The organism is Allorhizobium paknamense, assembly GCF_030815125.1.
Lineage (GTDB): Bacteria > Pseudomonadota > Alphaproteobacteria > Rhizobiales > Rhizobiaceae > Allorhizobium > Allorhizobium paknamense.
The window spans coordinates 1-14,432 of record NZ_JAUSWH010000028.1 but is presented as its reverse complement, the minus strand read 5'-3'; the positions used below and the strand labels follow the sequence as shown (position 1 = coordinate 14,432).

The window sequence follows — 14,432 nt, the reverse complement described above, 5'->3', positions numbered from 1 at the left end:
CTTTGGCCATCAGTTGCAGCTTATGCAACCCTCCCTGGCGAAGTCCGGTGGGTAGGACAGGCGAGGGTTTCATAGGCGCACAAGCGCAGCGCGAAGCCCTTGGAACCGTCCCCTTGCTGGCGCGAGGGGCAGGGGTCCTTACCCCACTCACGCTGAATGCGCTACATCAAGCTCCACTAGCTCGCTTTGGTGGTACATACGTACAAGCTGATCATGACGTATCCGGAACTGGCTTCGCCTTTTCAGGCCGGTTGCCGGCTCGATTTTCAGGGCCGGGTCGTAATAGACCGTGCCGTCCGCTATCGCCCGCAGGAAGAGGGTCAAGTCCGTTTTCTCGCACAGGAGAATGCGCGCGCCGTAGCGATACTCCGGCGGAGGCGTACGGTACAGCGACGGCACGTAGGCCGCCTGCGCGTGCTTGCGGCTCCAGTGTTCGATAATGCCGGGGTATTTCCACAGTGCCGCAATCTCGCCATGGCGGTCAACAAGGGCAATACCTCCATCCATATCGGTAATCTTGCCGGCTGCCATGTCGTAGCCTGTCATGCGGAGCTGAAGACCGGTGTCCGCATGAAAAACCTTCGTGCTGGCGTAGATCCCGCCAAAATTGATACGGCCGGGCTTGCCGCTCTTGTCGGGATACCCGAACCGCCGGACGAAGGCTTCGGCGCCGTTATCACGGTAAAAGCCTCCGGTCGGTTCGGGTGTCATCAGTGTCACGACGCTGGTGGGGCGGTAGGCGTTGAAGTCCGTCACAGCATATTGCTTGATTTCCCAGCCAAGATAGTCCGGCTCCGAATAGCCGTTGGGTGAAATGCCAAGCTCGGCCTCAAGCGTATAGCCACCCCCGTTACGTGCGGCATATGGCTGTTTGACTCCGTACTTGTTGAGCTTTTGGGACGGGATCCAGTGCCTGCGGTAGATGGCTTCGAGCGTGGCCAGCAGCTGCGCTCTGGTACTGCCGGCCGCCGGCTCGGCCGGGATCTCCAGAAATACTCCCAGCGGCTCCAGATCGCTCCTGACTTCAAGGGCGCGTGCCAGGGGACTGGTTGCAGGGACCGCGTGGCCCAGCACCGTACCATCCTGTGTGATCCCCAGAAACAGCACGCGTCCTTCGTCCCGTACCCGCATCACGTCACCGGGTGCATCGCGCGCGCCTTTCAGGTTGGCACCCTTGAGAAAGCCTGACATGCGCACTTCGGGGTACTTGGGATAGAGGATGAGCTGGGCGTTCGGGGCTTCGTAGCGGCCGCTCTCGTCAATCCACAGGAAGCGGATGGGAGCCTTCGCCCGGTCACGGACACTGCCGGCAATCTCCGCGTCGTCAGTAGTCACCGCACCGTGGGGAATGATGTTCAGCGCGGAAAAATCGCCCCCCAGATAAACCTGGTTCTTGGAGTTATCGTTAGGAGCCAGTTTCTTGGCATAGATGCGTACTGCCCCGTCCTGACGCATCAGGCCGGCAAGCGCTTCCAGCGTTTCAATCATGTTTCAGACCTTCAGCCTCGAACATTGCGGAATCGCCCCGGAGCCACCCGGCAAGATGCGCAGATACTTCACTGATGGGCCTACGCGTGCGCCCTTTCACAGCGCATTCCCATACCGTGCCAACACGCCACCCGGCCTTCCGGAGGGCGTCAACTGCCTTGAGGTCGCGCGCGACATTACCCTTGATCTTGGTCTCCCAGAAATCTGTCCGCGTCGCCGGCAGGCGAAACAGGTGGCAGTCATGGCCATGCCAGAAACAACCGTGAACGAAGACCACTGCACGGTGTTTCGGGAAAACCATGTCGGGTTTGCCGGGTAGCCCCGCGGCATGAAGCCGGTAGCGGAATCCTTCCGCATGAAGCGAGTGCCGGACAAGCAGTTCAGGTTTGGTATTCTTGCCCCGGATCCCCGCCATCATCCTGCTACGGACTTCGGGGGGCACAACATCAGCCATGCGCGAGGGCCTTTTGTGGTTCGGCCGGCTCGGCAGGAAACGTTAGAACCTCTGCCGTCGCGGACGGAAGCCAAGGGCTCATCGCCTCTGCGATTGCCTCCACAACAGGCATCACCACGGCATTGCCGAATTGCTTGTAGGCCTGCGTATCTGATACCGGGATGTTCCAGGTGCGATTGCCGCGCTCGAAGCCCATCAGCCGGGCACACTCCCTGGGCGTCAGGCGACGCGGCCGCTTTCCCTTTCCCTGATCGATCAGGATTTCGGAACCATCCTTGTAATATCGGGCGGAAAGGGTCCGCGCGACATCGCCCGGGCCAAACAGACCGAATCCGAAACCGTTACCCTTGGATTCGTGCTTCTTCTTGTAAGCCTGAAGATACTCCCACAGCTTGGGTGTGAGTGTGTACTTGTCAGCGACCTGTGCTTCCAGGATGGAGCCGAGCGTCGGCTCCGGCCCGGCCGGAATGACTACGTCATCAAATGAAAAGGCGGCATCGTGATCCCGGAAGCCGGCAAGAAAGATGCGATCCCGCCCCTGTGGCACCCAGGGACGCGCACTGATGATCCGCGTCACGACCTTGTAGCCCAGCTCCTTTTCCAGCACGTTCATGATGGTGGCAAAGGTCTGTCCCTTGTCATGCCGTTGCAGGTTCTTCACGTTCTCCAGGAGAAACGCCTTTGGCCGGTGATGGCGGATGATTTGGGCAACATCGAAGAAGAGCGTGCCTTGGGTGGCATCGAGAAAGCCGTGCGGTCGCCCCAGGGCATTTTTCTTGGAGACACCGGCAATGGAAAAGGGCTGGCACGGAAACCCGGCGAGAAGGACATCATGCGCCGGAATGCGGGCGAGTGCCGCCTCGTCCTTGGTGTATTCCCGGATATCCCCTGCGAAGATGTGTTCGCCGTCCTCCGGAAAGTTCTTGCGGTATGTTTCGCTGGCGTACTTGTCCCACTCACTCGTGAACACGCACCTCCCACCGATGTTCTCGAAGCCGACGCGCAGGCCCCCGATCCCGGCAAACAGGTCGATGAAGCGAAATCTGGAGGATCTTTCGGGAGGCCGGTGACTGCTGGCGAGGAGCCGGAGCATTTCCAGCGCGAGCGGGGAGGGAGAGCACTCGCCGTTTTCGTGGCGGTAGGCCGAGCGCAGAGAAACCTTGATGACTTTTGCCGCCTCCTCGATGGTGAGACCGGCCTGTTCCCTGAGCCTCGTAAACTCGCTTTTGTCCTGGGGGGTCACTGTCCGAATCTCCACTGTGTCATTTTTTGACACCCTGGCATAATCCGACTCAGCATACAAACGGAATGTTCATGTTATGTTCTAGTTTGTGCTGGCTTTCGCACAGAAGTTTTGAATGTCATTCTCGTTCTGGATAGCCAGGCACGCGTTGCAGCTCATGCAACCCTGCCTGACTGGCGAAGTCCGGGGGTAGCAATGGCAAGGGTTTCAGACGGCGGGCGCACAAGCGCAGCGCGGAGCCTCGGGAACCGTCCCCTTGCCGGCGCGAGGGGCAGGGCCCCTTAGTGATACGTCTCCTGCTTCAGATCGTAAAAGCGGCCAATTGAAAACAGATAGGCGCAGATTTCTCGGCGCAGATGATCTCGCTCGCCGTACCTGAGGCTGATCGCGTGAACCTCCCGCGACACGCGCTCTACGTCCTGCTCAGGCACATCAAGCTCACCCAGAACATACAGGTCGTCGCCAATGGCGTCGATGGGGCAACCCGTTGCAAGGATATCTTCGACAAAGTCAGGAATCTGGTCTTCGGTCATCTCGGTCTCCTTTGAAAGTCGCGAGATTAACGGGATCTTGTGGTCAGACAACATGCAGATCTGCATCCCGCAAAGATCTCCGGGAGCACTGGCCTCGCGTTTCACAGACGCGGAACGCTGGTGATCAGTCCCCGGACAACGGTATCATTGTCAGCCTGAATGCGGCATACGGCCTCGAACCGCTGGCCCGGCATATTGCGCTCGGCCAGGAATGTCTCGACATTCGGTTTTTCGTCCTCTGTGGGAGGGCTGCATTTCGCCCATGCATCTTTGAGATAGAACGGGACATCTATGGGATACCCGAGGTATCTGCGGCTCTCCTGCTGATTCTCGACATCAACCAGGATTGCCCTGAGACCGCTCTTGTAGGAGATCGAAAATGCCCCTTCTGGCATATCCGGGCGGGTGAAGTAGCCGGCACGGTAATAGTCCCAGACACCGTAAGCCACATATCCAAGCACGGCGACCGCGATGCCTCGCTTGAGCCAAAACCACATACCCGCATCCCCACGCGATCACTCTTGATCGGTTCTAGTTGCTGTGGCGATGAAATTCAACGCGGCGAGACGCGACTGACCCAAGATTCAAAGGGTTGCAGCACATCGTACCCACTGCCATGTCAAGGCTTGGCAGTGATCACCGCTGCAACCTGGCTATGTTCGTCGATCCAGCGGGCCGTGTCCGGCGAAATGTAGCTGATCAGCTGGATGATCGATGCGTAGTCCGCAGCAATATTGCGGTTCAGGATCGGTTCGTGGTGCGCGATCCGGTTACGCAGCCGGCGGAGATCATCAAGCGGCTGAAAGATCTGCGCACGGGTGAGGGGCCCCTCCGACCGGAAGACCTTGCGGAAGTGCGAGCGCCACAGCTGCTCGTAGCGCTTGGCAAGAAGCCCTGTCCAGAACCCCCAGTTCAACTCCGCCACCACGCGCCCGTGATCCGCGACGCTTCCGTGACGGCCAAGCTCGGTGCGTACCTTCAGGAGCATGTCGGGCAGGGGATATTGCAACGCCGGCCCGGGATTGAGATCAAACCAGGTCGGGCCAAACGCAGCCTTCAACTGGTCGCCAAGCCCGTTGCGTAAAGTTACCTCAAGACCTTGCAACGGCGTGTAAAGCGCCTGCGACAAGGCGCTGTTCCAGGCGTACAGCTGGAGCCCCAGCACCTTGTCGTTACCGGCAAGGGCGTAGTAAGGTCCCAGCCGTTCGGGGGAGTGAGATGACTCCAGATTCGCTATAATCGCCGGCGTATACTCAAAAACCACTTGAATATCTCCTCAATTTATTCCATCTTGTGTTTGTGAGCCCCGGTAGCGCCTCTGCATTGCAAGCGCCCGGGGCATTGCTTTTTCTGAGCCTGCCACAGCACTGGGCCAGCTGTCTCGTCTGACGGACAGTGAGGTCAACAGTCCTTCCTGTCGATTGCGGGCTCGCCCGCTCAAGAGCCCGGCGCGTCGTTGTTCACGACCAGCTTGGGCTTTTTGCGCTTCACCCTGTCCTTCTCGTCCTCAGCCTTCTTCTTGGCAGCCGCTATCTTCTCAAGCGCATGCGGCGTGCAGGCAGCGATCAGCCCGTCAAAGCGATAAAGGTTGGTCTGGCTGCCAAACTTGCTGTGCCGGCGCTCGTCCCGCGTGATCAGCCCGATCTTCTGCATTCCGGTGATGCGCTTCTGAATCGTCCGGGGCGTCACGTTCAACGCTTCCGCGATCGTGCCGACCGCAGGACGCGGCACGTTGTCCTCAGTCCACCAGTATTGGATCAGGTGCAGCAGGATATTGACGTCCAAAGCGTCCAGCCCCAAGGCGCGCTGTTTTTCGATGATGATGTTCGGAATGGCGCTCCACCCCGCCTTCATCAGCGTCGGCGTCCATTTCTTTTCATTCTGTTTGAGCGCCTGGACATCCGGCGACTTTGCTTTTACAGTTTCTTCCATATCGGTCTCCGTGTTTGCGTATGCCCTCTATATCAGGCTGTTTCGCGCGATTGGCAAGACGACATGGGGCGAACCTAGGTTCGGGAGTGGGCGAATTCAGGTTCGTACGCCCCCTGTTTCTGAGTTCAGGGCGGTACGAACGCAGGTTCACCCAAAGTAGATATACTGATAATCAGGATATTCGGAAAACAGGAAGAACCAGCAGCAGAGTAACAGGATATAGGTACCGTCCGTCTCCCGGTTCACCCGGGTCGGAGCAAGATACCGCTCTTATGGGAAAAGTTCTCGCACAGAGACATGGATCAGGCCGGTCTCGACAGCGTGTCGTGCCTTGCGAGCAATAACACGATCCAATGGCAACTCCCGGCTCAATGTCTCGTAGAGGTCGTATCCATCCATGCAGATCAGGCTGCTTTTGCCGCGATTGAACGCTTCCAATCCGTCAGGCCCGAAACCGCCATAGCTGATAAACAGGGCTCTAGACCAAGTTGGTCGACTGTTCAGTTTCCCATTCAAGATATGTAGATCCGCTGCAGGTGTCGGCGCACTGTGCCATTTAGCCTCGAGCAGGTAGGTGTCGTTGCCTAGCTCGAAGCTACCGTCGATTTGCTCGCCTGTGCGAGGACGAAATGATGCGCGAGGCGATAGGCCGTATACCTTAAACAAGTCGTGGAGAAAAATTTCGAAGGCGAACCCGCGAGTTTGCGGACTGAGGCCTCCTAAATCCTGCAGTCGTTGCCTAAGGTCTTTGAGCACGGCTGGATCGGCAGCAGCAGGGGTAGCGGGAGTTGGCTGCGGCGCGGGCGCAACAGGTGAGCCGGGCAGGGATGCTAGAAATTCAGGATCGAGAAGATCCGGGATCTTAAACCCCACGCCTGGGAGGAGGCGATTGAGTTCGTCAAGCTCTGCCCGTGAAAGCGGCTCCCGCTTGCTGCGCCACGTCATCGACTGCTTAACAATTTCAAGGATCAACGGGCAGAACCGGCTGCGCTGCTGTTCGAGAGTGGCTGTTAGCAGCTGAGTTATACCAGGACCTTTGCTGTAGCCTTCAGGCCATAGCGCACCAACGCCGACCTTCCTCGCAGCTAGAGGGAAGGCAGTCGCATTGTTTCCACTGGCAGGAAGAAAATCGTAGAGCAGCGTTGCCAAAGCAGCGACGGTGCTGGATTCTTTCATAGTGAGAGCCATACATACGCAGTCATTTGTTGATCTGTGGGCATGCTACGGAGTGTATTTCCGCAATTGTGTTGAAGATAGCGCCCTACAAGCTCGCAAAGACGTCGTCGATCGACGGCGTCGTAACTATCCATTTTCCATCATTGAGTTCGGCATCAAGGCTGCTTAGGCCAAAGGTAAGTTTGCTTTGCTCTCCGTCCTTCTTGATCTTGGGACCGCTTACGGCCCAACCTGCAGGAGCACCCACAACGGGATCTAATAGTTCACGTCGATCTACCGCCGGATGAATTGAATCCACGATCCCTTGGAATTCCGTCCCGTCCCTCACGATCGTAACGTGTTCCCCAACACGCAGCGGGCATTTTTCCTTTGCAATTTTCTCTCGCAACCGTTGAATTTCCGCTTTCGCATCCAGCATTGCCTGCCGTGCCCGGTCGAGTTGTTTCAGATCGTCCATAGTTCCTCCCTAGATTAAGATCCTCTCGACCTCGTCCAAGCTCACATCGTCGCTGCGGCGATCATAAAGCTGAGTCGTCCGGGTCGAGGAATGGTTGGCGATGTTCGCCGCCTTTTCAAGCGTCCCACCGTTCTTCAAGTAGGCCGTGATCCCGGTCGCGCGGAAGGTGTGATTGCACACGGCCGTGCTGATGCCGGCCGCGATCGCCCGGCGTTGGATCATAGCATAAGCATTGGCTTGTGGCAGGGAGCTTCCGGACATTACAGCCGTTCCGCGCCGGATCGTCTGGAACAGCGGCGCCCGGGGCGCCTCCTTCAGGCCAGCCGCAGCTATATAATCATCCAAGTATGCCTCGAGCGAATGGTGACAGGGCAGCTCGACCTGCTTCCCGCCCTTCTCGTGCAGCCGCACCCATAGCCGGCGGTTCTGCGCGTAGACATCACGGACCTCCATGCCAGTCGCAGCACCAATCCGGGCGAAGGTGTAGGTCATCAGGCCTATCAAGGCCCGATCGCGCTTGCCGATCAGAGTATCGGTGGGAATGCTGTCCAGCAGCTGACGAGCTTCCTCCGGCGAAAGCACTGGGGTTTTCCCCCGCCGCCGCGAGTGCTTCGGCCCCCTCACGGAATGCGCAGGATTGCTCTGCATGACATGGCCAGTTACCAGCCAGTCGAACAGATGCCGCACCGCTGCCAGGCGCTGCTTGACCGTCGGCGCTGCATGGGTGCTGGTCAGCCCTTCGACCCAACCGGCGACGTGGATAGGCGTAATCGCATCAAGTGATCGTGCGCCGCGTGCCTCGCACCAGGCTAGGAACTCAACCGCGGCCTTGGCGTAGGACCGGCGCGTGTTCAGGTTCCGGATCTGTGCGGTGAAGAATTCAAGAAATCTCTGCTGCGCAGGTCTAGAAACAATCTGCGACGGCAGTCGTGCACTTGAAGAACCTGATGCAATTAGGTCCATCAACCCAGAAGCTCTTTGACCATAAAGTCAGGCTCTCTCACAGCTCCATCCTCGCGGAGACGGATGTTGATCCGCAAGACCCCATCCTTCTGCAGCTGCTCAAGCACAGTTTTAGTTAGATCGCGCGGCCTTCCTAGAACAGTACCTGCCGGTGCTTCGATGATTTCGAACGGCCCCATAGCGCGTGGATAGCCCTTAGAGCGGATCAGGCTGATCGGGACCTGTCTTTCGGGATCCGTATGGAGCACTGCCGCCTTTACAGCACTGGCGACGAACTCCTGCAGTGTTTGGCCGCAGCTTGATGCCACGTCTTTTAGCGAGGCCAATTCCTCATGGGACAACTCAACTTGGATGGAAGGCATATCTAAAAGACTCCTATATGTGATAAAGGACATTATCATATATAGAAATGGTTTCAAATGCTGTTAACATCAATATGGCTCTAGACGGGATCGAAAAAGCATCCCATGATCGATTTACATGACCGACGCCATACCGCGAAATACCTTTAAATCCCGCGCAAGGGTTCTGCAGCATCTGGGCGACCAGCTGATCGGAACGCCGCGTCTGGCTGTATTCGAACTCGTCAAGAACGCTTACGATGCTGATGCGTCGAGGGTAGACGTTTATATCAACAATATTGGCTCCAAGGCACCCTCAATCCAAGTCCGGGATGACGGCTCTGGTATGTCGCTTCAGACAATCCGTGATGTCTGGCTAGTGATCGCGCACGATCACAAGGAGCAGGCCCTTCGCCGAAGAAAGCGCAGCAGCAAGGGGAGGCTTCCCCTCGGGTCAAAGGGCTTGGGCCGCCTGTCTGTGCATAAGCTGGGCAACAAGATTGAACTGGTAACGCGGGCTGCGGGGGAAAAGGAAGTTCTGGTCCGCATAGACTGGAATGAGATGATCTCTCACGAATTTCTGGACGATGCGGAAGTCCACATCGAGGAAAGGGAGCCAGAGGTTTTCGCTGGCTCTAGCACAGGCACGCTGATTACGATCGAAGAGCTGCGCGATCAGGTATGGTCCCGCGGAGAAGTGCGGCGGCTTTACCGCCAGATCACCTCCATATCGTCGCCCTTTGGAAGTCGCGGACGACGCGATTTCGAAGCGACCCTTCACGTCCCGGACTATCCCCAGTGGATACAGAGGCTTCCGGACCCGATTGAACTCCTTAAAAGAGCACCATGGAAATACACGTTCGAGTTTGATGGACAGCATTTTAGCTACCAGTACAATTTCCGCCCCATCCCCGGCATCGCCCGCGAAGCACGTGAGGTGAAGATCGAGGGGCAGCGTCTTCTCATTCCTTCTCCACCCGTTGACGACGATGATCCGCTTTTCAGCGGAAGGGCCGCTGAAGGGCGGTTAAAGAAAATTGTGGCCGACAGCGACATGCTGCGTGGCATCGGCCCGATTTCCGGAGAATTTTACGTTTTCGATCTTACGCCTCTTATCGCCAAGAGGATGGGGGAAACAAAGCTGATAAGGGACTTTCTGGACGAGAACGGCGGAATACGCGTCTACCGGGATGACATCCGGGTATATGATTATGGAGAACGCAGTAACGACTGGCTGGGCTTGGATCTTCGTCGAGTGAACAATCCGACAAAGGGTCTTAGCCGTAACATTGTCGTAGGCCACGTATCCATTCGGCAGGAAGACAGCGATGCACTGGTTGAAAAATCTAATCGCGAGGGGTTCATCGAGAACGCCGCATATGAGGTCTTCCGTCGCATCGTTCTTGGTGCGATAGATCCGCTCCAGCGAGAACGTGAAGTTGATCGAAAAGCCATCCGGGAGCTGCTAGGCGAAGTTCGTGATCCCGAGAGCCGCAACATCATGGAACCCGTTGCGAAGATCAGGGCAATCGCAAGCCGGAAAGGGCTATCCGGTGAAGTGGATCCTTTACTGGACAGGATCGAGACCGAGTATGCCTCCATGAAAGAGCGCCTGCTAACCACCGGCATTTCCGGTACAAGCCTCGCCGTAGTTTTTCACGAAATCGAACAGGGCATCAGGTCGCTTTACAACAACCTAGAGAACCGCCCTGACTTGAGTGGAGTGGCGGTGCAGGTCCGGGAGATGATGGGACTTCTGGATGGCTTCTCAGACCTTCTGCGTAAGAAAGACCGGAAGGCTGTGGACCTTAGGACACTTGTTGTCCGCGCCCGGGACCTCAGCCTAATTAGGTTTCGTCATCATAACGTCAGGCTGGAGTGCCCTCCGTTGGAGGACACGTTCCCCACCACGATGGTCTCTTGTTCCTTTGGGCTGACGCTGGGGGCCCTGACCAACCTCATCGACAATGCCATTTTCTGGCTTCGCGTGCGCTGGCCCGAAGAAAGCGGAACGTCCACGCGGGCGATTTACCTGAGTATCGAAACTGACTTCGAAGGGGGCCCTGCCATCATCATCGCTGATAACGGGCCTGGCTTCCAAGATACACCTGCGGAGTTGGTCCGGCCATTTTACACCCGGCGACCGGAAGGAATGGGCATGGGACTTTACTACTCAAACATGGTGATGGAGCTCAATGACGGGGCGCTGCTCTTCCCGGACCCTTCAGAAACGAACGTTCCGCAGAAATTTGATGGCGCCATCGTAGCCCTGAGATTCGCGAATATCGAGGAATAGCGCATGTTTCTAGCGTCCCGTTTTGTCGTCGTCGACGATAAGCCAGAACATATTAAGGGCATCAAGGACAGTCTTGATGCCCTTCGTTATGATTGTCACACGCGTCTCTATGAAGAGGAGACCGTCGGCGGATGGAGTGTCCTTCCAGGCATCCGGATGCTTTTCATCGACAAGAACCTCCGCGCGGGCGTCACTATGGGTGGGGGGCCGCAGAATGCCTTTGCTGCGATCGTTGAAGTGATCGAGAAGCTCATTTCGCCAGAAAGCGGGCCCTATGGCTTGGTACTTTGGGCTGAACAGCCTGATTACGAAGCATTCAAGACGTTCCTTTACGAGCGGCTGGCAACCGACAAGCCCGACCTTCTTCCCGTCTTCTGCGAACAGCTCAGGAAGGGGGACTATATCAATACGACCACCGGCGCGGTTCTTGATCCGCCAAAGCTGCAGGCGGATATCATTGCAAAGATGTCTAGCAGCCTTCAGATGAAAGCGCTGTTTTCGTGGGAAGCGGACGTTGTGGCAGCCATGGATGCAGTTCTGAAGTCTATTGTTGGGCTAGTGGCACCCAACAAGCGGGGATCCGAGGAATTCGGGCTGGAGCTGGGCAAGGTTCTTTATCGTTTATCCCAAGCTGGATCCGGCGTTGACCGAGCACAGGAAAGTCCGCGCGAATCTATCAATCAAGTCCTAGTACCTATTCTTGCTGATCGTATTACCGAGCATGATCCTGATGGCTCGCAGGGAGATTCTTGGCGCGAAGCCTTGGTTGTTCCGACCGAAAAACCAGCTCCCGTCTCCGTACAGTCGGCCGTGAACTCGGCCATCCACCTTTCTTACGGCAGAACCGGAGACGGTAGTACACTCAAGGCATCTGACCTCGGCGCGGTCGTGGAATTTCCTTTCAACGAGGTCGAGAAGGCGCTGGAAGAGCAATTCGGCATCACCAAGGCTATCATCATGGGTGAGAACTTTTTCGGCATGACTGATGCGGACTGGGAAGCCAGCTCGTTGCGCCTGATCCAGATTGGCGCCACCTGTGATCATGCCCAACCAAAAGACGGACCCATTCAATTCCTTCTGGCTCTGGAATGGGCTTTCCCTAACACAGAAGGTACGAGGGCAGCGGGTTCAAGTCTGCATGCCAAGAAGTCACCCAAGTCCCAAGAATGGTCATCACCAGTTATCGGAGTAGGGGATGATCGCAAGCCCGGAAGGCTATCGGCCTTTCTCAGCTGCACAATCAGCGTGCCGCGGCCTGCGGTCGGGGGCTGGACCGTAAAATACCGTCTAAGGGAGGAACTGGTCTCCAAACTGACCCAAGAATATGCACGCCACATTTCCCGTCCCGGGATTGTGGAACTGAGGTAGAACAGCTAGCCCTGTGCTAGAGGATCTGCTCGACCACCTAGCTAGGGTCATGCATACGCCCCAAATGATCAAGCCTCATCCGGAACTAGCTGTGACGTTTGATGGCAATGGCCTTGCTTTACGGCAGGGTCGTAACAAAGATCTTTTAAGCTGCCTTAAAATGCTTGGGCACGCTCTACGGCTTCTTTGTACAAAGAGGGAACGGCAGACGGCTGTCGTCAAGCCTAGCTTGGAATCAGGTAGGGGACAGAAGTGAATGGGGATATCAGGGGAAGCGCTGTTTCCGGTCATCACATTGGTGCTCGGGACGGTGTTAAAGGGCCTTTTCGACTGGCTGTCGGATAATCGAGCGGAGCGCCGCAGGCGGGAAGAGCGGCAAGAGCAGCGCGCTGACACGCGTCAGCTTAAACATCTTGAGTTTCAGCAGACCGCTCTTCTCGAACTTCAGGATGTTATCACCCGGCTCGGTCGCCTTGTCGGAGCAGCGCACTATCAGGATATCAAGAACCTCCGGGAAACCGGACGGTGGCACGGTGCGCATCTGACGGAAGAGGTCAACCTCGGGCTCCTCACGGAGCAGCAGAGCTTCAACAAACTGCGCGTTCGGATACGGGATCGGGAGGTCCGCGAGCTTGCAAAGCTTTTTTCGGTAGCGGGAACTACCTCCACGCAGGCAGGTGACGAAGCGGCTGCGAAAGCCGCCATGTTGGAAATGGCCCATCACTTCGAGACGTTAAATGAACGGATCGGTGAACTCTTGAGGAACCTGGCGCAGGATGAGGAGACCTTATTGAAGGACGGCGCCTAGCCGTTTTCAGCTGCCGCTAGGCTCGCAGGATCTGCGCCAATCTGGTCGTATATGCGGGCTATCCCTTCGTTTCGCCACGTCCTGATCCTTAGGACAAAAGCAGCAGATCGCGGAGCATCTCTTGGAGCGGGCGCGTCATGTCGGCCTCAAGACCGTCGCTGAGGCTGACGTGAATGGTCATTGCCCCCATGCGACGCACCGGCGGCCGTGCCGTCAGGGAGCCGACACGGTACCACCAGGTTCGCGTCGGATCATCCGGATCGAAGCAGGCGAGGAACGTCGTGATCCGGAAAATCTCGTCGAACTTCGCAAGCTTGTCGATCTCGCTTACATCGAAGATGAGGCCGCCTTCGTAGAAGCTCTTCGCCTTGACATCGACGGCGATCATGCCCACGAACGGCAATGCTACAAGATAGTCCGGTCGCTTCAGCTGGCCCTTAAAATGCTTGGGCACGCTCTGCTGGTTCTGTGTCGCGTAGAGGAACGGCAGACGGCTGTCATCAAGCCAGGCCTGGAATGACGCCTCGGCATCAGCTCCTCGGGCCTGAAGCTCGGGGCTGACCTGGCGGCGGAAACGACGGGGAGACATGCAAGTCTATGATGAGGAAGCCAAGGATTCCTGACCAAAGGGGCACCGCCCCTCACGTCGTCAAGGGGCCGAGCCTCGGTTCACTGCGGCCGCACCAACCCCTTGACGCCGCTACCCCCGGACCTCGCCGGTCAGGCAGGGTTGCATGGCTGCAACCTGTTTAATGATAGGGGACGGACGTCTGCCGTCTGCTTTCATCCTTTCACCCCAAGGGCGGGTTACTTTCAAAACCAAGCATTCCCCTTGCATCGCGGCGCGACCGGTTACACTGGCATATGCGACGGGACGCTGCTTTCCTGTGGAGCGCCAGACGGGTTTCGAGCCCGCATCCTCCGGGTAGAAGCCGGATGCTCTGCCTTTGAGCTACTGACGCATGGCAGGGCGCCAACCGGTTCGCCAGCCGCGGATGCAAGGGGTGCTTTCCACCGATGGGTGGGGGTGATAGGATGACCTCCGGGTAGAAGCCGGAGCGCATCGTCACAGACGGTGCGTTTTTTTGCGCCGCAGGCGCGGAAGATGCGACCCCGAACGCGCTGATCCGGATAGCGCCGTAGTGAGGGGTCGGATCGACACGGTCGCCAGACCGTCACGGGCCCGAGGCCCCGGACCGCTTGCCTGCTTGCGGTCCGCGGACAGGAGGGTCCGGGAGGGCGTCAGCGCCTCCCAGGAAGCGCGGGAGGATCGCATCGCGCGCTTCCAAGGGCCTGGGTGAGGGATGGCCCCGGAATCCCTCCGGCCGCAGTCAACACCCGTTGCAAGGACGCACGCGCGGCCGGGCGCGCCC

The 14,432-nt window shown here is 57.6% G+C and carries 15 protein-coding genes and 1 tRNA gene; 3 read left to right on the top strand and 13 right to left on the bottom strand.

Annotated elements, in window-relative coordinates; all coding sequences use genetic code 11:
- Window positions 1-147 precede the first annotated feature (147 nt).
- From QO005_RS23075 to QO005_RS23025, 11 genes are all read right to left on the bottom strand, one after another.
- Window positions 148-1,488 carry an MvaI/BcnI family restriction endonuclease gene (locus QO005_RS23075; RefSeq protein ID WP_307160375.1) on the bottom strand — a complete coding sequence of 447 codons (1,341 nt, stop codon included), beginning with the start codon at window positions 1,486-1,488 and terminating at the stop codon, window positions 148-150.
- Window positions 1,481-1,942, bottom strand: a complete 462-nt coding sequence (locus QO005_RS23070) for a very short patch repair endonuclease (RefSeq protein WP_307160374.1) — start codon at window positions 1,940-1,942, stop codon at window positions 1,481-1,483. Before QO005_RS23070 ends, QO005_RS23075 begins: the two co-directional genes overlap by 8 nt.
- Window positions 1,935-3,185, bottom strand: a complete 1,251-nt coding sequence (gene dcm, locus QO005_RS23065) for a DNA (cytosine-5-)-methyltransferase (RefSeq protein ID WP_307160373.1) — start codon at window positions 3,183-3,185, stop codon at window positions 1,935-1,937. Before dcm ends, QO005_RS23070 begins: the two co-directional genes overlap by 8 nt.
- A 281-nt stretch (window positions 3,186-3,466) precedes the next feature.
- Window positions 3,467-3,718, bottom strand: a complete 252-nt coding sequence (locus QO005_RS23060; protein ID WP_307160372.1) for a Y4lK-related protein — start codon at window positions 3,716-3,718, stop codon at window positions 3,467-3,469.
- 101 nt (window positions 3,719-3,819) lie between these two features.
- The gene (locus QO005_RS23055; RefSeq protein ID WP_307160371.1) at window positions 3,820-4,215 is read right to left on the bottom strand and encodes a hypothetical protein; all 396 of its coding nucleotides are present in this window, start codon (window positions 4,213-4,215) and stop codon (window positions 3,820-3,822) included.
- A gap of 122 nt (window positions 4,216-4,337) precedes the next feature.
- On the bottom strand, window positions 4,338-4,982 hold the full coding sequence (locus QO005_RS23050) for a hypothetical protein (RefSeq protein ID WP_307160370.1): 645 nt from the start codon (window positions 4,980-4,982) through the stop codon (window positions 4,338-4,340).
- Between the two features lie 173 nt (window positions 4,983-5,155).
- On the bottom strand, window positions 5,156-5,650 hold the full coding sequence (locus QO005_RS23045; protein WP_307160369.1) for an Lrp/AsnC family transcriptional regulator: 495 nt from the start codon (window positions 5,648-5,650) through the stop codon (window positions 5,156-5,158).
- Window positions 5,651-5,920: 270 nt separating this feature from the next.
- The gene (locus QO005_RS23040; protein WP_307160368.1) at window positions 5,921-6,826 is read right to left on the bottom strand and encodes a restriction endonuclease; all 906 of its coding nucleotides are present in this window, start codon (window positions 6,824-6,826) and stop codon (window positions 5,921-5,923) included.
- 85 nt (window positions 6,827-6,911) lie between these two features.
- Entirely contained in the window at window positions 6,912-7,283 is a 372-nt protein-coding gene (locus QO005_RS23035; protein ID WP_307160367.1) for a hypothetical protein, read from the bottom strand.
- Window positions 7,284-7,292: 9 nt separating this feature from the next.
- A complete protein-coding gene (locus QO005_RS23030; protein WP_307160366.1) occupies window positions 7,293-8,246 on the bottom strand; it encodes a tyrosine-type recombinase/integrase in 954 nt (317 codons plus the stop codon).
- Window positions 8,246-8,608, bottom strand: coding sequence for a hypothetical protein (locus tag QO005_RS23025; protein WP_307160365.1), 363 nt, complete (start codon window positions 8,606-8,608; stop codon window positions 8,246-8,248). Before QO005_RS23025 ends, QO005_RS23030 begins: the two co-directional genes overlap by 1 nt.
- Before the next feature lie 118 nt (window positions 8,609-8,726).
- On the opposite strand from QO005_RS23025, the gene QO005_RS23020 reads away from it, so the two are divergent.
- The 3 genes from QO005_RS23020 (at window position 8,727) to QO005_RS23010 (ending at window position 13,059) form a co-directional block, all read left to right on the top strand.
- Entirely contained in the window at window positions 8,727-10,883 is a 2,157-nt protein-coding gene (locus QO005_RS23020) for an ATP-binding protein (RefSeq protein ID WP_307160364.1), read from the top strand.
- Between the two features lie 3 nt (window positions 10,884-10,886).
- Window positions 10,887-12,251 carry a hypothetical protein gene (locus tag QO005_RS23015; protein WP_307160363.1) on the top strand — a complete coding sequence of 455 codons (1,365 nt, stop codon included), beginning with the start codon at window positions 10,887-10,889 and terminating at the stop codon, window positions 12,249-12,251.
- A gap of 256 nt (window positions 12,252-12,507) precedes the next feature.
- Window positions 12,508-13,059, top strand: coding sequence for a hypothetical protein (locus QO005_RS23010; RefSeq protein ID WP_307160362.1), 552 nt, complete (start codon window positions 12,508-12,510; stop codon window positions 13,057-13,059).
- Window positions 13,060-13,147: 88 nt separating this feature from the next.
- Here the strand turns inward: QO005_RS23010 and QO005_RS23005 are convergent, their stop codons facing one another.
- Together QO005_RS23005 and QO005_RS23000 are read right to left on the bottom strand one after the other, a co-directional pair.
- Entirely contained in the window at window positions 13,148-13,648 is a 501-nt protein-coding gene (locus tag QO005_RS23005; protein WP_307160361.1) for a hypothetical protein, read from the bottom strand.
- 299 nt (window positions 13,649-13,947) lie between these two features.
- Window positions 13,948-14,021 (bottom strand) — tRNA-Arg (locus tag QO005_RS23000).
- Window positions 14,022-14,432 lie beyond the last annotated feature (411 nt).